The organism is Amycolatopsis sp. BJA-103, assembly GCF_002849735.1.
Lineage (GTDB): Bacteria > Actinomycetota > Actinomycetes > Mycobacteriales > Pseudonocardiaceae > Amycolatopsis.
Genome location: NZ_CP017780.1, coordinates 2,312,537 through 2,331,417 on the forward strand (window position 1 = coordinate 2,312,537; position 18,881 = coordinate 2,331,417).

Consider the following 18,881-nt stretch of genomic DNA (forward strand, 5'->3'; position numbering starts at 1 on the left):
CGGGCGGGTCATCGCCTCGATCACGCCCGGTCCCCGACAGGCCGAGGCGAGACTGCGTCGACGGCGTCCGTCGTGATGGAGGGGTGTTCGTGTTCTTGTTGCGCCGTGAGGTCGAAAGAAGCCGGTGGATCAGAGCTCTAATCTTCTTGCTTATCGCCGTCCTGGTAATCGGGAGCACCGAGGCGGTCTCGGTTCCGTCGCGGGCGGCCGCGGCCGAGCGGGTCGATCCGCGTGAGGTCGGTGTCCTGCCGTCCGAATCCGCCGCTGCGGTCACGCCGCAGGCGCCGTCTACAGCAGATTTCGGAGCCAGTTCCCGGCTTGACGGCGGTGCGGGCAGCCATTTCGATCCGCAACGGTCGAGGCCGGTGTCGCGGTCGACATTCGTCACCGAGTACGAGAACCCTGATGGCACCCGGTCGGTGCGGCAGTCGAACCAGCCGCTGAACGTGCAGGACGCGGCCGGGAACTGGCAGCCGGTCCAGACCACTCTCTCGACCGATCCCGCGACCAAGCGCGCCGATGCGGATCAGCATCCGCTGAGCCCGTCACTGGCGACGAAGGCCGACGACGGCGCGGTGCTGCAGGTGGAGTCGGGTGGGCACACCGCGAGCCTCGCGATGGACAAGGCCGCTGGATCGACCGCTGCGGTAAAGGGTGATTCCGTCACGTATCCGGAGGTCGCGGCCGGGACGGATCTGGAGTACGAGGTCACGCCGGGCGCGGTCAAGGAGACCATCAAGCTCAAGCGCCTGCCCGTTGACGGCCGGTCGTCGTGGAAGTTCAAACTCAACACCGGTGGCCTGACCCCGAAACTGGAGACCGGCACCGTCGTCCTCGCCGATCAGACCGGGGCGGCGAAGATCTTGATGCCGCCTATCGAGACCTGGGACTCCGCGGGCAACGGCGAGACCGCGCCCGCGATGACCGGCGGCACTTACTCCCTCGAGCAGGCCGGAGCGGACTGGTGGCTCACCGTCGCCGTCGACGCGAACTGGCTGCGTGACCCCAAGCGCGTCTACCCCGTCTTTGTGGACCCGACTTTCACCTACGGGGTCAAGGAGTCTCACTCGTACCGTTCGGACGGCACGAACTGTGACGCCTGTGGCTTGCGGATCGGCAACAGCCAGGCCAAGGGCGACACCTACAACCGCAGCGTCTTCAACGTGGACTACAAGCCACTGTTCGGCAAGACCGTCGTCGGGGCCCGCATGGACCTGACCCGCAACACCAGCGTCGTCGGCTCGGTCAAGACCTGGAACGCGAACCTGCACCACGCGTCCGCGTTCAACTTCAACGGTGTCGGCGGCTACATGACCAGTGCCCTGGTCGGCGACGTCGGCAGCTTCGTCGGCGAGGGCCTCACCGGGTTCATCCGCGATCGCGTGAACGCCCGCGACGGCTCGGTCTTCTTCATGATGATCGGCGCCGAGAACGCCGGAACCTGGACCTACAAGAACCTCAACGCCACCCTCACCGTCGACACCGGCTCGCCGGCGCCGGCCACGAGCCTGGTGGCACCGGCCGATGGCGCCGTGTCGACCTCGCTCACGCCCACCTTGTCGGTCAAGCCGGTGACCGATCCGGACGGCGAGGCGGTCAAGTATTGCTTCCGCGTCGCGACCGGCGCCGACGCCAAGTCCGGCGTCGTGGTCGAGTCCGGCTGCCTGACCACGCCGACCTGGACCGTTCCGGCAGGGGTCCAGGACGGCGTCGCCTACACCTGGCAAGCCCTGACATACAGCGGTTCGACGACGACCACACCCACCTGGATCGGGCATTTCAAAGCCGATCAGCGCATTGGTGACCACGGACCGTCCCCGACCGACGAGGCCGGTCCCGTCACGGTCAACCTCGCCAACGGTAACGTCTCCACTTCCGAATCCACTCCGACCTTCACCACCGTCGGTGGCACCGCCGGGCTGAGCTTCACGTACAACTCGCAGCAAGCCATCGCGCAGGGGCTCAAGGCCTCGTACTTCGCGGACCTGTCGCACAACGGTCTCATCAACGACGCGCAGCAGCCCGTCCTCGTCCGGACCGAACCCCAGGTCAACGTCGACTGGGGGACGGACTCACCGTTCGCCCCCGCGCTCGCCTCCGACTGGTTCGTCACCCGCTGGGAAGGTTTCTTCCAGGCTCCGGTTGCAGGGACCTACCAGTTCGCCGGTGTCCATGACGACGGCGCCGTGGTGTGGATCAACGGGGCCAAGGTCTACGACGTCGGTGTACCCAGTGACGTGAACTGGACGCAGTCCACGAACGTCAGTTTGGCCGCGGGGCAACGGGTTCCGATCAAGGTCGAGAACGCTGAGGCCACCGGTGCCGCCAAGATGCGGCTGTTCGTCCGCACCAGCGATGGCGCCACGGTGCCCGCTCAGATCGTTCCGGCGGGGTGGTTCTACACCTCCGACCTGCCCACCCTGCCACAGGGCTGGACGATGTCGGCCGACCTGGACGGTGACGGTGCAAGCTACACCGAGGCGAAGATCGCCGACCAGACCATCGTGCTGACCGACGCCACCGGCGCCAAGCACACCTGGACCAAGAAGAGCGCCGGCGGCTACACCCCACCGGAGGGGGAGGACGGAGTCCTCGCGGTCGACGCCGCGGGCAAGGTGACGCTGCGGGACGGCGGTGACGTTTTCACCTTCCGCGCCGATGGCAAGCTGGACACCCAGTCCACCGCGACCGACTCCCGCAAGCCCGCCTCCTTGCAGAACATCTACGACGGCACCCCCTCAAGGCTGGTCCAGATCAAGGATCCGGTCAGTGGGCGGGCACAGGTGCTGCACTACAACCGCGTCGGCGACGATTGCTACGGCGGTGTCACCCCGCCGTCCGGTTCGGACTCCGCGGCGCCATCGCAGATGCTGTGCCGGATCAGTTACTGGGATGGCGCCGAAACCCGCCTGTGGTACGCCCAAGGGCGCCTCGCCCGGATCGAGGACCCGGGTTCGGAGATCACCGACTACGGCTACGACGCGAACGGTTTGCTGACTTCGGAGCGTTCGCCCTTGGTCAACGACTGGATCGCGGCGGACCCGGCGAACCGGTCAGCCGCCGCGGACCTGCGTTCCGAGATCACCTACGACAGTTCGTCCGGCAAGCCCAAGGGTGTCAAGGTCGCGGATCCGGCACCGGTGCCGGGACAGCCGCGTTCTGCCACGAGCTACCGCTACGATCCGGCGAACCGGCAGACCTTCACCGACACCGCCGGGTTGACTCCGGCGACCGGCTTCACGACCAGGGTCACCTACGACTCCATTGACCGGACTTTGTCCACAACGGACAGTGCGGGCCGGACCTCCACTCAGGAGTGGGGTGCCAAGGACCTTCCGCTGTCCATAACCGACGCGGCAGGTCGTAAGACCACCACGGTCTATGACTACGCAGATCGCCCGGTCGATACCTACGGGCCCGCGCCGGCGTCGTGTTTCGCGGGCCAGTTGCCGGTCGGTGGCTGCGCTGGCGGCATGTCCCATGGCCACAACGGTTATGACGAAGGCATCAACGGGCTCAGCGCCGCCTTTTACGACAACATGACTCTCTCCGGTGTGCCGAAGGTGTACCGGACGGGGATCGGGCCGGCGGACGGCACGCTCAAGAGCGGATGGGAGTACAGCCCGGACGTCGTCCCGGGCATCAGCTCCGACTCGTTCTCGCTTCGCTTGACCGGTGACCTCGTCTTTCCTGCTTCGGGTGACTACAGGTTGCGGGCTAACGTCGACGACGGCATCCGGATGTGGATCGACGATCAGTTGGTCATGGACTACTGGCAGGTCAGTAATCCTGCCTGGCGCGAAGCGACCGTCCACAGTGATGCCGCGGGGCAGGCCAAGAAGATCCGCATCGACTACTACGACAATGGTGGTTATGCCAAACTCGATCTGAACTGGATCGCCCCTGGCAAAGCCGAGGAGCTCGTCCCCGGTACCGCGCTGCGGCCGCGGTACGGGCTGAAGACCTCCACCACGGCGTCTGAATCCGACGGGGTCGCCGACAAGGTGGGGGCCTCCAAGTTCACGGAGAACGGCATCGACCCGGTTTACGGGCTCGCCACCTCCGGGCTGGCGGATCCGGCTGGTCTGAACGTCGGCGGTTCGGTCTCCTACGAGACGCCGGGGACCGGATACCTGCGCAAGACGGCCAAAACCATGGCGACCGGCGCGAAAATCACGTACGCCTACTACGGGGACACCGAAACCCGCGCCAACCCCTGCGTCCCGGGTAGCCCGGCGGTCAACCAGGGCGGCTTGCCCCGGCTCGTCACCTCCGCGGCACCGGCGTCCGGCCCGGCAAGGGTGGACGAGCAGGTCTATGACGCCACCGGGCGAGTGGTCGCCGAAGCAACGGGTGGTCAGTGGACGTGCACTAGCTATGACGCCAGGGATCGGCCTGTGCAGGAGAAGATTCCCGCCAGTGCCGACGCCCCGGTGCGGACAGTGACGCACGACTACGCAGTGGGCGGTGACCCGCTCACCAGTTCCGTCGCCGATGACAAGGGCACCGTCACCACGACCACCGACCTATTGGGCCGGGTGGTCTCCTACACCGACGTCAACGGTGTGCGCACCGCGACGAAGTACGACCAGGTCGGCCGGGTCACCGCCTCGGAAGTCACTCCTCCCGACGCGGCCGATCAAACCAAGGTCGTGTCGTTCACCTACGACGACGCGGGCCGCGTCTTGACCCAGAAGTTGGGCGACACGACTCTTGCGACGGTCGCCTACGACAACGCGGGCGAATTGGCTTCGGTCGACTACGCAAATGGCACCTCGTTGGCTTCGGTGTCCAAGGACAACGGTGCCCGACTGTTGTCACTGGACTGGAAGACCAGTGACAACAAGAATGTCGTCTCGAAGGTGGGTCGCACGTCCGCCGGTACGATCGTGGACGAGTCGCTGGCCGGCCAGGACGCCAGGCCGGACGCGCCGAACTACGTCTACGATGCCGTCGGCCGGCTCACCGAGGCATACGTCACGGGGCACCACTACACCTATGACTACACCTCGGCCGCATCGGCGACCTGCCCGAACGGCAGCGTGGGCAACGCCGGGCTGAACACCAATCGGATGCGGCTGCTGGATCAGACCGCCACCGGCACGGCCGAGACGCGATACTGCTACGACGCTGCGGATCGCCTGCTCGCCACTGAGGGCGCGACCGCCCTCTCCGGGCTCGGCTACGACGCCGACGGCAACACCACCGGCTGGAAGTCCGCTGACGGCAGCGTCACGACGTTGCGTTGGGATGGCTCCGACCGCAACATCGGTGTCCAGACCACGGGGCCGAACGCCGCCCAGAACGCGAACATCGCCTACACCAGGGACGCGACGAACCGCATCGTGCGCCGCGACCCCAGTGACTGTGACAACAACACCGTCGTGAAGTACGGCTTCTCCGGCGATGGGGACACACCCGACCTGACGCTCAATGCCGATGGCAGGCTTACGTCCCTGTCGTTGTCCCTGCCAGGCGGTGTGCTGTACACCAGCAAGATCGGAAACGACGGAACTTTCGCACCGTCGTTCGATCACCCGTCGATTCGCGGTGACCTGGTCATGTCCACCGACGCGGCGGGGCACCAGCTCGGTGAACTCCGTACGTTCGACCCGTACGGCCAGCCGATCAAGGCCGACGGCGCGGTCGACGGACAGAATGTGCCGGACAACCTGCCCGGCTCGATGGACTATGGGTGGCTCGGTCAGTATCAACGGCCGTACGAGCACACCGGGGCGCTGTCGTTGGTCCAGATGGGGGCCCGCCCGTACAGTCCGCTGTTGGGCCGATTCCTCTCGGTCGACCCCGTCGACGGCGGCTCCGCCAACGACTACGACTATGTGGCCGGCGATCCCATCAACGCGATCGACCTCGACGGCAACTCGTGGTTCAGTGCGATCGTGTCCGCGGTGACGAAGGTCGCCGAGGTGGTCTCGTGGATTCCCGGGCCGATCGGCGCGGTGGCTAGCGGTGTCGCCGCGGTCGGCAACGCTATCCAGGGCAACTGGGGCGCTGCCGCGATGTACGCCTTCGGCGCGTTCACCGGTGGATTGGGTGGCGCTGTCATCAAAGCGGCCAGGGCGGTCGTCAAGGTGTCAAGCCGCGTCGGCAAGGCCGTCGCCCGAGCTGCTCCTCGTTACGCGAGCAAGGCCCGCGCCTCGGTCGGCCGACTGAAAATGGCATTCGCCAAAAAGAAGAAGCTGCCCTTGAATCAGCAAGGACGAAAGCCGCACGAGACCAGTAAAAGCAAATCATCTCGTGACAAGCATCAGGGAGCTGCCAATCACGGCGGGCGTAGGAAGATCCCGCTGAACCCGAACAAACGGAGAAATCCGCCGAAGATGGCGTTCGGCTGGCGATAGGACCGGCCCTGGGGTGGGATGCGCGAAACCCTGTGCATCCCGCCCCTGGCCGGGCCATCGGCACTGGGGCAGTCCGTCGGGCTAGGCTCCATGGAGCAGAGCCGTACCTGTGAGAATGAGCTTGGTGATCAGCATGAGCGAGCACGATCTGACGTCCCGCGGTGTGGAGCTGCGGCACGAAGACCGGCACGAGGAGGCCGTGCGCACCCTTCGTGAAGCACTTCTCGCAGGGGAGCCCGAAGCTCCTCGGGAACTCGCCTACGCCCTGCTGGGTACCGAGCGACCACGTGAAGCTCTCAAGGTGCTCAAGCGTGCGATCAAGGCCGGACGGGTTGATCTGTACAGTCTGCTCGGGTCGTTGGCCGCCGAGCTCGGGGACGCGAAAGTGGCCGAAAAGGCTTACCGGAACGCCATTGCGAACGGCGATGTCGAAGCGCTCAACGACTTCGCCGTTTTTCTTCAAGACGAGGAACGGTTCGACGAGGCACGAGACGTCTTGGTGCGGTCCGCCGAGCTCGGCGATGTACTCGCACCGGGAAATCTTATCGTCCTGTATTCGGAAGATCTCGATGATCTGGCAGCTGCGGCTGAAGTCGGGGAAAGATACCTTGGCCCGGGAGTTCCGGGTGTCTACGCGCCTCTCGCCACCGTCTATGCCCGTCTCGGCCGCCTAGGTGAGGCCGAAAGCCTGTTCAGGCAGGCGATCGAACTGAACGCGCCGAGGATTCATCAGCGGTATGCCCGCTTCCTCTGGCATCACCGGAAGGAGGTCGCGGCCGCCGAGGAAGAATTCTGGGAGGGTTTCAATCATGATGAGGAGGGTTGGAGTTCCGCCTTGGGGGAATTCCTCCTCAGCCAAGGGCGCGTCAGCGAAGCCCGTGCCGTTCTCGAGCGCGGGTTGACCTGGGGCGATCTCGCCGCTCGAGATCTCTTAGACGAACTGAACCGCGGCTGAACGCCCCGGTGGAATGCCGAGCCGGATCGACTCGGCTTTCCGAACCGCGGGATTACGGCGCTTCCTGTGGTGAAGCGCCGTTTCCTCGGTGAAAGAGCGGAAGTCGAACCGGATCACGCCCGCGGCGTCCGATGAACGAGTGGCCGCTGGCGTGATGATCACCTCGCCGGAGCCGGCCAAGCGGGCCAGCAGGGCGGCCAGCATTTCCGGGGCCTCGACGGGGTCGGTGGAGTCTGCAGGAGCGTGCGGTGCAGGATGCCGACGTCCCAACCACTGCTGTTGTCGCTGCCCGCCGGATCCGGACGATGATCGTGCCCCACGAACGCGATCGAGTCGCTGAACGCCCGCTATCGGCGGGCGATCCGCGCGCGGGCATTTCCCGACCGAGCAGGCCGCGATGAAGTGCCTGTACCTTGTGGCCCGCAGCCTGGACCCGACCGGGACAGGCCGCGCTCGATGGACGATGCGTTGGAAGCCAGTTATCAACGCCTTCGCCATCACGTTCAGTGACCGCTGGCCGGGAGCTGAACCCTACTGATCAACAACGCCGGAAACACCGATCACGGGATAGACCCTGTCCTGGTCGCTGAGGAAGATCGGCCGGTAGTCGTACCCGAGGAACCAGGCGAACTGGGAGAGGAAAGGATCACCGAGCTCGCTGGGCAGGTTGCCGCTTCCCAGGAATTCCGCCGGGCCCGGTGGGGCGAACGCGAGGCCGTCGCCGGGACACCGTCATCAACATGTGCGCGTTTCACCGAGACCTGGATCCGCGACTTCTCCGATGGCCTGGCGATCGACGACTGGTTGCTCAAAGAGCTGATCAAGATGGCCGTCGTTGGTGAAAGACGCGTATGCGAATGGCGGGGCCGCGGCACCAGCAACCGGATCACGTATCTCAACGGCAACAAGCAGTTCCAGCGCTTCGCCCAGGTCAACACCTCCATCCGGGCGACTGCGGATAACTGCTCCCCCGTCGCGGATCCGAACTACTGCCTTCGTTTCACCACGAGGGTTTCGACGGCGTCACCATGAAGGGGATCGCCCGACGCGCCGGAGCCGGGAAACAGACGGTCTACCGATGGTAGCGCTCGCCCGCGGACGTAACTGCTCGACGCGTTCCTGCAGGACAGCAGCGAAGACCTCACCCCTCCCGACTCCGGGGACCGGGTCGCCGACCCGACGGGCTACCTGCGCCGCCTCGGGTGGTTCCTCGGCGAGACCAACCAGGGCCAGGTGTTCTGCACCCTGATCGCCCGCGCCCAGCTCGACGCCGGGTTCGTCACCGAGCTCCGGACGCGCTGCCTGAATCCACAACGCGCACGCGCGCTGGCGATGACGCGACGGTGGTAGAGCTGGGCCGGCTCCCCAAGGATACCGATCTCGAGCTGGAGCTGGAGCTGATGACCAGCCCCTATTTCTACCGGATCCTCGTCAGCGGCCACGACATCGATCCCGACTTGGCCGACCACCTCGTCCGGTCGTTCGCGGCCCGTCACGGGCTCGACGTCCTGCCCGCCTCGGCGGACGATCTTCGGTGAGCTTCCACCCCGGCCGGACCGGCGCCGCAGGGAACGGCGACCCCATCTCGGTCGCATCACGCCGCGAGAGCTCCTGGTCAGCCCAGTACCCGGGACACCAGGCCCGGCCCACCGCCTACGAGTCCACCCGAAGCGGTCACGGCGTGATCTGCCTTCTCTTAACCCTGGTCGCTTGTCGAGGTGGACCTGAACCCCAGGGAGCCCCAGGGCCCTCGTTGTCAGTTTCGCCAGTGGCCGAGCCGTACCAGCGTGTGTCGGATGGGTACCTGTCGGACCGAGTTTGATCGGGCCACTGTGGACGGGTACGACCACCGAGGAGGATCACCGTGATTACGCGTCCCGCCGTCCATCGCGCCCATCTGTTGACGCGCCGTCCCGAACAGGCCGGCCCGGAGCCGGTCCTGCGCTGGGCTGAGGTCGCTACGCCCGTTGTCGGGCCCGGACAGGCTCTGGTACGTACCGAACTGCTCTCGGTCGATCCGGCGAGCCGGGTGTTCATGAGCGAGATCCGCAGCGACCTGCCACCGGTCTCCCTCGGTGCGGTGATGCGGGGCTATGGGATCGGCCGGGTCGTGGAATCTCGCCGTTCCGATCTTCCGGTCGGTGCGCGGGTGCTGGGGTGGACCGGGTGGCAGGAGTACCAGCTCGCCGACGACACGCAGCTGGAGGAACCGTTCACCGTCCTGTCCGATCCTGCCCGCGGAGTTCCCACTACTGCGCCGGAGGACGCTCTTGGCGTGCTCGGGTTGACCGGGATCACCGCATGGCTGGGCGTGGAGGCTACCGACCCCCGCCCGGGGGAGACGTTCCTCGTAGCGGCAGCGGCTGGGGCAGTCGGGTCGATCGCGGGCCAACTGGCCCGCGAACGCGGCGCTCACGTCGTCGGGATCGCCGGCGGCGCTGACAAGTGCCGCTATGTCGTCGACGAGCTGGGCTTCGACGCTTGTGTCGACCGGCACGATCCACGGTGGCGCGACCTCCTCGACGCAGCCACACCCGATGGGATCGACGCCGACCTGGAGACCGCCGGCGGCGAGATCCTCGATCACGTTCTGACCCGGATCACCACCGGCGCCCGCATCGCGCTGATCGGCATGATCGCCGACTACCACGCCGCCCCGCAGCGTCGGCACGGAATGCGCAACCTGATTGAGGTCGCCGAACAGCGCGCCGTCCTGCGCGGCCTCCTGGTCACCGATCACACCGACCGTTTCGACGAGATCACCTCTCAGCTGGCCGACCGTCTCTCCGACGGGCGACTGCGCGCCGAGCACGACGTGGTCGACGGGTTGGAGAACGCTCCGGCGGCGCTGGACCGTGTCTTCGAGGGCACCGGGCGCGGCAAGATCCTGGTGCGTGTGCATTCCTCCGGCGACGAGCGGTGAGGCCGCAGCGCGGCCCTGCCGCAGTTCATGGGGCGAGAGCACGACTGTGGCATGCTCGGGGTGTGGATATCGACTCCGTCGCCACTGCAGACAACGCCGGGGCCCGATCGTTCGACGCCGAGGGTTGGGAACGCCACCTCGGCGCCGACCCTGTTCCGTGGTCCGCTCGGGTCCCCACGCCACGGTTACAGTTCCGCGCCACGTCGACTCACCGAAGGTGGGACGATCTCGTCGTGGTGGAGACCGCCACCGACCCGTTCACAGCCCGACGCACGAGGCGCGAGATCGCGTGCACCGCACAGAGCTCGGTCGCAGCACTCATGGTCGAATCCGGCGAATTGACGCTCGCCCAGGAAGATCGGTCATGGAAAGTCAGCGCCGGCCAGGCAGTGCTGTGGAGCACCGACGTGCCAGTGCGCGTGCAGATTGCCCAGCCGACCAGGACTCGCCAACTGGCCGCACCCCGCGCAGCATTTGACGACGTTGGATGCCGGCTCGTGGCGGGCCCGCCTCACATCGCCCGGCTCCCCGCACTTCATCTGCTGTGCGGCTTCCTCGACTCGCTCGCCGCAATGCCCGCTTTTTGTGGTAGAGACATGGAGGTCGCGGCCCGAAACGCCGTACTGGAGCTGATGTGGGGGGCACTCCGGCCGGACCTCCCGCTCGACCCTCAGGCGCTGAGGATCAGTAGACGGGCTGCGGTCGAGCGGTTCGTCGACGCCCGGCTGGACGACCCGCAGTTGAGCGTCGATGACGTCGCCACTGCTCACGGACTGTCGACTCGCAGCCTCGCCCGGTTGTTCCACGAGTCCGGGGACACCTTCTCCGGGGTGCTGCGCGCCAAGCGGCTAGCCCGGGTCCGCGAGGACCTGATCACCGGAGTACTGCCGCTCGATGCCCTGGCACGCCGCTGGGGATTCGTCGACGCCAGCCACCTCACCCGCCGCTTCCGCAGCGCGTACGGCATGCCACCGCACGAGTACCGGATGCGGGCGGCTGACTGCTCGAACGGCAGCCCTTGAGTCCCTGGGGCCACCCAGCGATCCACCAGCCGAGCGCGAGTGTCGAGTCCTCGGTCGCTGCGCAGACCAACCTCGTGGTTCTGCCGACGTTCTGCGTGGGCGCACTGCCCAGCGGTGCAAGTGGTGCGGCCGACCTGTTACGTGCGCGGTCGGGGGCGGGGATCTGACCGGCGCGAGCAGCCCTGCGCAGCAGCAGGACGATGGGCACGAGGCAGACCAGCAGAGCAACCAGGCTGGCCTCCGGGCAAGAGGGACGACGAGCCGGACGACCCGGCGGAGAAGGCGCGGCGCGAGCTGCCCGAGCGCGGGACCGGCTGTGGGATGAAGACGCAGGGCCGCTGGTTCGCACCTGGTGAAACTACGCCGAAGCCAAAGAAGATGGCGCTGAACCTCATTCGTGCAGTAGTCACGGTCTGCCCCCTCAGCGCTGCAATGCAGAACCCGTATCGTCAACCGTCGGGTAGCAGTCGCGAGCGCCTCGTCCGTCATTACAGACCCGGATATGCGCTCAGCGGGCTGCCTGGAGTGCAGTCGTCGGCTCCTGTGGGGCCTGATGACGCCGGGCGACCAGTGGGACGCATGGACGTTGCCGGTTAAGGCAGGTCTTCCCACGTCCACGGATCAGTGGGCGTTCGGCCGGGTTCGCGACCGAACCGGAATCGGGTCGCGTTGTCAGCGAAGGTCTCGGACTATTCACAGGTGGTGTGCTGGTGAACGCTCTGGCGTGCGCGGACGCCGAGTGGGGCGAATAGCACCGGTTGCCCACTCGGCGCGTGCGGGAGTTGTTTTCGCTGGTAGCACCGCTAGCAAATTCCTCGGCGTAGCGAGCTGATCGTGTTGTCCCAGCCTTTGTCACCAAAGTCGATTTTCTGGCCTGGTTCGATGGGCAAGCGGTCGCCGCCGTAGCCGATTCCGGAATAGGCGCACCATGAGTCTGCGGTTCTGTTCCAGAGCGACGAGATCCGGTCGTTGAAACCGAAGTTCCTGAGATCGGACAGGCTGGTCTGGAGGCGGGCCATCCAGCCTTGTGCGTTGGTGTGTTCCCACACGCAGAGCCAGCCGGGCGGGCAGTCCGCCCAGGCTGTGATCGACACGTCCCCAGCTCGCGTCGCCGGAGCTGGAGCTGACGCCTGCGCTGGTGTCACCGAGGCGGTGGCGACCAGTATGGCGAGCCCGAGGACAACGCTCAATCCCGAACGCATGGGTGTTCCACCTTTCGTGTCGTTGCTGTGGGCGTTGTCTGCCGTAAGAACGGAGCGAGTACGTCGGCCGGAGAGTCCAGGCGAAGCGAGCACGGAACCACTCTCCTTGTGACCGGAGCTGGCGTTGGGTGCCGTGTTGAGAAGAGTTGCGATAGGAGGTCAGGGAGCTGCGGGGCCGACAGTGCTGGCCTCGAGTGGCTACCGCGCTCGAGACCAGCAGTGTCCGTATGTGTTCGGCTAGCAGCCTCTGACGAGCGAGCTGCTCATGTTGTCGGATCTCCCGAAGAGCGAGCCTCTCCAGTTGTTCCCTGCCCGCAAGGTGATGCCGCGAGAATACGGTTCATCGTAGGCGCACCACATGACGCCGGTTCGATCCCAGAGCGATGAGATCTGGTTGTCCATGCCGACGGTACTGAGGTCGGGGATGCTGACCTGGGTCATAAGGACCCTGCCGGTGCCGTTTGGCCCGTCCCAGGCACAGAACCAGCCGGCTGGGCAATCGTCATAGGCCCCGGCCGACACGGTGTCCGCGTGGGCTGTTGCGGCCGGTTGGCTGGCTACCAGAGCCGCGATTGCGACGGCTGCGCTGAGGACGTTGGCTGAACGCATGGAGTCGCCTCCGTTCTCAGCAGTCGCGCAGAGAGCTGATGTTGTCGTTGCGGTTGTACACGCTGGTGTTTCCCTGCCAGCCGGAGGAGACGCGCCAGCCCTCGCCGCGGTAGTTGATGTCGAGGTAGGTGCACCAGATGCTGTTGGTGCGGTTCCAGACGGAGGAGATCTGGTCGTTGAAGTTCTGCCCACGGAGGTCGGCGGAGCCGGTCTGGAAGCGCACCATCCGGCCCTGGCCGCCTGCGTGCTCCCACGCGCAGAACCAGCCGGAGGGACAGTCCGAGTAGGCGGTGATCGACACATCGCCTTCCTGTGACGCCGGCGCGGCTTGCGCCACGGTTGCCGGGGCGACTGTCGCCAGAGCGACGAGCCCGAGTGTTGCGGGCAGTGCCTTGAACAAACGCATGAATTTCACCTTTCGTGATGTATTTCGTGGCTCGGCAGTTCCGGGCGATGTGGTGACTCGAATGAAGCGATCCACCGCCTTGTGTAGCGCGGACGGGTTGTCCGGTGTCGGGGACTGGACGGTGGAACGACCGTTGGAACTGGACAGGTCTCCGCTCTTGGAGTTCGCCGCTGACCTGAGGAAACTGCGGGCAGAGGCGGGTAGTCCGCCGTATCGGGAGTCGTCGCGGTGAGCGCGCTACTCGTCCACGACGTTGTCGGACGCTGCGGTTGATCACCTGCAGAACTTCCTGGGGTGCCCAGTAGGGGTTCCTCGAATTCACAAGTATTTTCATATTATTGGCGCCGCTTGGCTTCTTGTCGATCTGATCGGATCGCAGGTGAGCGCGAGAGCGTCAGCGCGAATTGAAAGTTTCGGGTGAAAACCTCCTGGTTGGGTGTTGAGGATGGATCGCCGTCTATTCGCCGCTGCACGGATGCTCCGGCGACACAGGAGTCGACGTCGTCGAGATCGAGGATGCGGAGTTCGCCTCGTTGTCGTCAGCTCTTGAGGGGGACGACGAAGACGTGGCTCATGCCGGCGTTGTGGGTCGTGGTCGACCCGCGTGAGTCGGTCAGGCCCATCGCGGTGCCCTGCACGCCGCCGTCCATACCGTCCTGCCACTTCACCAGGACGTAGGCGTTGAACCGCTGTTCGCAGTCGGGCCGGACTGTGAAGTCGGGCAGGTGCAGCGGCACGTAGTGGTGGTGCACCGAGTAGGACATCTCGCGGGTGGTCGTGGTGGCGTTGTTGGTCTGGCAGAGTTTGTCGCCGTTCCACTGGTTGACGTAGAGGGTGAAGGTGGCTGTCGAGGCCGGTGGTTTGCTGCAGTCCTTGTTCTTCTGCGGATAGCACGTCTTGTACTCGGTGTCGGCGAAGACACTGAGTTTCGTGAAGCCTGGCGCGAGGGTGAAGTACGGCAACGCGGGCTCGTGCGCCACAACCTCGGGGCCCGGCCCGACACGCACGAGGCCACGAGGCGTGGCGCGCTGGGCGGGCAGACCGGCCGTGGTGTTGTCCACGGACGTGTCCGCGAACTCGAGGAATCCGTCATACAACTGGAACCGGGCGTCGAGTTTCTTCCGCATCGTGGCGGCACGGACGTACGCGGTGCAGGTGACCTTCGTGGCGACACCCGGGTGCACCAGAAAGCGGGTGGTGAGCTGGACGTCCTCCTTCTCCGGCTCCAGGGACGCGCCCTTCTGCAGGATGTTCTGTCCCGTTACGAAACTCTGTTCGCCGCCGGGCCAGGTACACCGCACCTCGTTGTCGAACAGCGAGCGGTAGGTGGCCGAGTTCCCGCGCATCACCGATCTGACGTAGGCGGTCTGCGTCGCCGACATCTCCAGGTCCACACTGCCCAGCGCCTTGACCTCCTGGTCGAACTTCACCGGCTCACCCGGCTCTGTCTCGGGCACCTTCGGCGCGAGCACCTGTTGCGGCCTGAACTTGACATGGATGGCGGTGCTCGCGGTCGCCGCCGGGGCGAGCACGACCAGCACCACGGTACCGAGAATGAAGGACAGTATTCGCATCACGCACGGTCTCCTTTCGCCAGTGAGAAATTAGCGTGACGAACTATTCCGGCGATGACACATGACCCTTCATGAGGGGGATCGAGGTGTCGAGTTTCTGTGGGTGCGGATGATCCTGAAGTGAATTTGGTTTACAGAACACGAGGGGTGCGGAGCAACCATGTCGGGTGTAGGGCTGTGGCGGCAAGGGTTACCGGAACGTGTGTTGTCCCGGGATGCGTGAAACGGTCCTGATCAGGGGATTCTCGGAGGGGGTGGGATGGTGTCATACTGGCTCGGCACCGGAGATTTGGGAGGGTCGATGGATGTGTCGAGCACGCGCAGCGAGCTTGCGCGACTTCTCGCTGCGCTCAAGGAGTGCAGCGGGCTGAGCTATTCAGATCTTGGCCGAAAGTCGCATATCAGCAGTTCCACCTTGCATCGATACTGTTCTGGAGTAACGGTTCCACCCGATTATCGGACGATTGCCGCAATCGCCACCGCGTGTGGGGCGACTGACCAAGACCTCGCCGATTTGCTACGGCACTGGCAGGTGGCAAACGGCCAGCTCACCGTGGAGACACCGGTTTCCGCAATCGAAACTCCGGACCTGGCCTCCGGCTCTGGCCGGTGGCGCCCACGGTCACTCGCGGCCGCCGCCGCGGTCCTCGTGGCGATCGTGATCCCGTCGAGCACGGCATTCAATGACGCAGACCCCTCCACACCCGCGCCCGCCGCCGCGCCCGCCGACGCCGCCATCCGATACGAGTTCGCGCCACGTCGCATACTTGCGCCGCGGATGCCCAAGGCAGTGCCTGGCGGGTCCTGGAAGCCCGATCATGAGGTGGTGGCGCTGGGCAGCGTCGAGCTCGAGATGTCGACGACGCAGACCGCGTTCGTGGTGTCGGTGATGCGCGCGAGCTCGGCGACCCACCGCTCGCTGTTCGGCAACGAGGTGCGGTGCAGGTGGCCCGGCGGTGAGCAGAACTTCGTGACCGGACAGAACATCCTGCAGGAAGGCGCGTCGTCGGAGCGGGAGAAGGAAGAGGTCCAGCTGACCACACGCTTCCTGCTGCATCCTGGTGTCGCCACCACAGTCGCCTGCACCGCCTACGCCCGCGCCGCCGCGCTCAGGGAAGACCTCGACGCGCAGTTCCGGCTGGACAGCGGGCGGATCGAGGTAGCCGACACGTCCGTGGACAACATGACAACAGGCGCGCCCGCCCAGGCGGGTGTGGTGCCGCGTGGCCTCCTGCGGGTGGGACCGGACCCCCGCATGATCGCCCGGGAGCCGGTACTCAGGTCCTTCACCTTCGCACCTGGCTTCACTCACGTCAGCGTCGTCGCCGACACCCAATACCAGACCTGCTACCCGCAGAAGGACAAGCACTGCGACACGCCCGCCCCGACCACGTCGACGGCCACCTTCACTCTGTACGTCGCTCAGTGGAAGGGCAACGAGGTCTGCCACAAGAACCGGGCTACCGGGGAACTTCGCGAGATGTCGTACGCGGTGCACCACCATCACGTGCCATTGCACCTGCCCAACTTCACCGTCCGCGCCGACTGTGACCCCCGGTTCAGCGCCTACGTCATGGTGAAGTGGGTAGACGGGATGGACGGCGCGGTACAGGGCACCGTCGAAGACCTGACCGACTCACACGGATCCACCTCAACGCACAACGCCAACACGAGCCACATCTTCATGATCCCCCACAAGGGCTGAACAGGTCATCGGCGGACCGGGACGCGGCGAAGGCCTGGCAACAGCTCGCGACGGCGCTCCCGGTGACGGTGTCGGTGGCCTACAACTACAGCGGCCCCCGCCACCTGGAGACCTACCTGTCCGACGCCGAGCACAGCATCGTCCGGGCACCGCTGCACGCGGAGGCGCCTGCACCGCGACGCCGGACGCTCGCTCTGTGCTGGACCCCCGCGCGCGCCCGCCACCTCCTGTTCCCCCGCCTCTCGTCGAGTTCGGTGCGGGAGACCGCGCCCGCGCGGGTGCTACCGATGCCTCTCGACGCGGCAGGGGTGTTCAGGACGGTGTCACGGACCTGCCGTGGTGTGCGGACTTCCACGGCGAACGGTTCGGCCTGGTGGTGCAGCAGGTAGTTGCCGTAGCAATCTGGGTCCTGCCCGGCTTTCTCCGGCCGGTACGGCTGCCGGTTACGCGGGGGACTACGACGTGTGGTTGCTGACCCGTCAGGAAGACCTGAAGGCGGCGCAACTCCAGGTCGTTAGCCTGGTTGACGCCATTCGTGCTGCCGCCGGAAAGGTGACGTGACGCAGACGGACGTAGTGGTGACAGGTCTTGGCCGCAGAACGCGCGGACTACGAGGATCTCCTCGCCTGCGTTCCTCGAATCATCTCGCGTGGGATGCCGGCCAGTCGATCGTTTCCGAACACCGGTGCGCGCAGGCCGCAGCCCGCTAGGGCGCGCTGCATGGGTTACCCGCTCCATCACCGCCCAAACAACGAGCGCCCCGGTGGCGCGGTCTCGCCACCGGGGCTGTGTTGGGGAGGGTGTGTCAGCTGGTTACGGGTGTGATGCCGAGATCGGCGACTGCGGTTCCGAACTGCTGCCACAGCAGGATTGGGCCGTTGATTTGCCCGCCGGTGATGGTGCCTTTGGCGACGACCCGGTCGGTGCCGTCCAGGCTGAACACCGGTCCGCCGCTGTCTCCGGGGCGACCGGCGATCGCACCGGTCCTGTGTCTGGACTGGACGAGTCCTGAGTAGCACTCGTAGTTGCCATACGGGTCATAGCCGCACAGAACCTTGCCGAATGCTTCGACGACGTGCCCGCAGATCGCCCCGCTGACCGCTCCGGAACTGCACAGTTCCTCGCCGCCGATGACCCATGCCCAGCCGGAGACGCCCTTGGAGAACTCGCCGGTGCCGACGCCGCCGTCGTAGATCCGGCCGCCCGCGTCCGTGGCGATGAGCAGCAGATCGTGCTCAACGTGCTCGTGGGTAGCGTTGCCGACGAACCGGCTGCGGTCGCCGTTCTCCCAGCCGCCGCCCGGACGCCCGCAGTGACCGGCGGTCAGCAGGTACCGCTGGCCACCGTTTCGCACTCCGAAGCCCGACGAGCAGCCGGCGGAAACGTCGGTATTGACGATCTCTGCACCGCCCCAGTAGGGGGGTGCGTCGTTGTGGCGCCCGACGTACGGAGTGAGTCGCTCCCGGTGTGCGATCTGCACCGGTATCGACACCTGTGGCAGATCGAGTGCCGAGGCGGTGGTGGCCCGGTCGACCCCGACGACCAGTCCCTGGCCGTCGGGTGTGATTTCGATGCTGTGCGCGGGCCCGCCGGGTTGGGTACGCAGTTTTCCGGTGATCCGTGCCATGGCGGTTTCCAGTTCGGCCAGGGAATACCGGGCGGCCTTGATGATGACCGGTCCTGTTCGGCGGGCCTGCGCGATCGCGGTCTGCACCGCGTCGGGGACCGGTCCCTTGTAGGACAGTTCGATCGAGGTTCCGCGTAACTCGATGCTGGTGAAGCCGGTGGCGCGGCTGGTGGCGATGGCCTGGCGGACAGTGTTCGCGACAGCCTTGGTCTTGGCTTGCGCGGCCATCCTGTGGCGAACGTCGGGTGGCAGGTAAGAGAACGGCCGATCTTCCACGTTTCCGGGTTTGCCGTGAGTATCGGCGGATGCCGCCGCAACCGGTCCGGCTGTGCTGGGAGCGGCCGCAAAACCCCGCTGATCCCGAGCGTCGCGGTGATCCCCAGCGCCAGCAGGCACTGTCTCTTCTTGGTCATGTGTCGTCCCCTAACGGATGCAATCGAATGATCGTGAGCGGTCAACTCCGCACACGTGGATGGGCGTCCACTTGCACATTTCG

General features: G+C 65.9%; 15 protein-coding genes and 1 pseudogene. 10 read left to right on the forward strand and 6 right to left on the reverse strand.

Going from position 1 to position 18,881, the window contains the following annotated elements; translation table 11 throughout:
- The first annotated feature begins 83 nt into the window (after positions 1–83).
- A complete protein-coding gene (locus BKN51_RS09625; RefSeq protein WP_233224144.1) occupies positions 84–6,362 on the forward strand; it encodes a PA14 domain-containing protein in 6,279 nt (2,092 codons plus the stop codon).
- A 133-nt stretch (positions 6,363–6,495) separates the two neighbouring features.
- Complete coding sequence (locus tag BKN51_RS09630; RefSeq protein ID WP_158255802.1) at positions 6,496–7,317, forward strand: tetratricopeptide repeat protein; 822 nt, start codon at positions 6,496–6,498, stop codon at positions 7,315–7,317.
- Here the strand turns inward: BKN51_RS09630 and BKN51_RS43525 are convergent.
- Positions 7,294–7,521 carry a hypothetical protein gene (locus BKN51_RS43525; protein ID WP_168214230.1) on the reverse strand — a complete coding sequence of 76 codons (228 nt, stop codon included), beginning with the start codon at positions 7,519–7,521 and terminating at the stop codon, positions 7,294–7,296. The two genes, BKN51_RS09630 and BKN51_RS43525, sit on opposite strands and share 24 nt — an antisense overlap.
- 108 nt (positions 7,522–7,629) lie before the next feature.
- Between BKN51_RS43525 and BKN51_RS09635 the strand changes: the two are divergent.
- The 6 genes and pseudogenes from BKN51_RS09635 to BKN51_RS09660 all read left to right on the forward strand — a co-directional run.
- Positions 7,630–7,855: pseudogene (locus BKN51_RS09635) on the forward strand (transposase); the annotation flags it as partial.
- A 266-nt stretch (positions 7,856–8,121) separates the two neighbouring features.
- Positions 8,122–8,349 (forward strand): hypothetical protein, encoded by a 228-nt coding sequence (locus BKN51_RS44185; RefSeq protein ID WP_101607317.1) that lies wholly within the window; start codon positions 8,122–8,124, stop codon positions 8,347–8,349.
- Positions 8,346–8,402 (forward strand): hypothetical protein, encoded by a 57-nt coding sequence (locus tag BKN51_RS44910; protein ID WP_369862463.1) that lies wholly within the window; start codon positions 8,346–8,348, stop codon positions 8,400–8,402. The genes BKN51_RS44185 and BKN51_RS44910 overlap by 4 nt, the downstream gene beginning before the upstream one ends.
- A 258-nt stretch (positions 8,403–8,660) precedes the next feature.
- The gene (locus BKN51_RS09650; RefSeq protein ID WP_101607318.1) at positions 8,661–8,855 is read left to right on the forward strand and encodes a TetR/AcrR family transcriptional regulator C-terminal ligand-binding domain-containing protein; all 195 of its coding nucleotides are present in this window, start codon (positions 8,661–8,663) and stop codon (positions 8,853–8,855) included.
- A gap of 326 nt (positions 8,856–9,181) precedes the next feature.
- Positions 9,182–10,240 carry an MDR family NADP-dependent oxidoreductase gene (locus BKN51_RS09655; protein ID WP_233224145.1) on the forward strand — a complete coding sequence of 353 codons (1,059 nt, stop codon included), beginning with the start codon at positions 9,182–9,184 and terminating at the stop codon, positions 10,238–10,240.
- 62 nt (positions 10,241–10,302) lie between these two features.
- The gene (locus tag BKN51_RS09660; protein WP_158255803.1) at positions 10,303–11,262 is read left to right on the forward strand and encodes an AraC family transcriptional regulator; all 960 of its coding nucleotides are present in this window, start codon (positions 10,303–10,305) and stop codon (positions 11,260–11,262) included.
- A gap of 803 nt (positions 11,263–12,065) precedes the next feature.
- On the opposite strand, the gene BKN51_RS09665 is transcribed toward BKN51_RS09660, so the two are convergent.
- The 4 genes from BKN51_RS09665 to BKN51_RS09680 all read right to left on the reverse strand — a co-directional run bounded on the left by BKN51_RS09665 (position 12,066) and on the right by BKN51_RS09680 (position 15,056).
- Positions 12,066–12,464 carry a peptidase inhibitor family I36 protein gene (locus BKN51_RS09665; protein WP_101607320.1) on the reverse strand — a complete coding sequence of 133 codons (399 nt, stop codon included), beginning with the start codon at positions 12,462–12,464 and terminating at the stop codon, positions 12,066–12,068.
- Positions 12,465–12,701: 237 nt separating this feature from the next.
- Positions 12,702–13,073: a peptidase inhibitor family I36 protein gene (locus BKN51_RS44915; protein ID WP_101607321.1), complete on the reverse strand. Its 372-nt coding sequence runs from the start codon at positions 13,071–13,073 to the stop codon at positions 12,702–12,704.
- Positions 13,074–13,089: 16 nt separating this feature from the next.
- Positions 13,090–13,479: a peptidase inhibitor family I36 protein gene (locus BKN51_RS09675; RefSeq protein WP_101607322.1), complete on the reverse strand. Its 390-nt coding sequence runs from the start codon at positions 13,477–13,479 to the stop codon at positions 13,090–13,092.
- A gap of 539 nt (positions 13,480–14,018) precedes the next feature.
- The gene (locus tag BKN51_RS09680) at positions 14,019–15,056 is read right to left on the reverse strand and encodes a hypothetical protein (protein ID WP_146044402.1); all 1,038 of its coding nucleotides are present in this window, start codon (positions 15,054–15,056) and stop codon (positions 14,019–14,021) included.
- 298 nt (positions 15,057–15,354) lie between these two features.
- On the opposite strand from BKN51_RS09680, the gene BKN51_RS09685 reads away from it, so the two are divergent.
- A complete protein-coding gene (locus BKN51_RS09685; protein ID WP_158255804.1) occupies positions 15,355–16,758 on the forward strand; it encodes a helix-turn-helix domain-containing protein in 1,404 nt (467 codons plus the stop codon).
- 62 nt (positions 16,759–16,820) lie between these two features.
- Entirely contained in the window at positions 16,821–17,147 is a 327-nt protein-coding gene (locus tag BKN51_RS09690; protein WP_101607325.1) for a hypothetical protein, read from the forward strand.
- 416 nt (positions 17,148–17,563) lie between these two features.
- Here the strand turns inward: BKN51_RS09690 and BKN51_RS09695 are convergent, their stop codons facing one another.
- Entirely contained in the window at positions 17,564–18,613 is a 1,050-nt protein-coding gene (locus BKN51_RS09695; protein ID WP_101607326.1) for a trypsin-like peptidase domain-containing protein, read from the reverse strand.
- Positions 18,614–18,881: the final 268 nt, after the last annotated feature.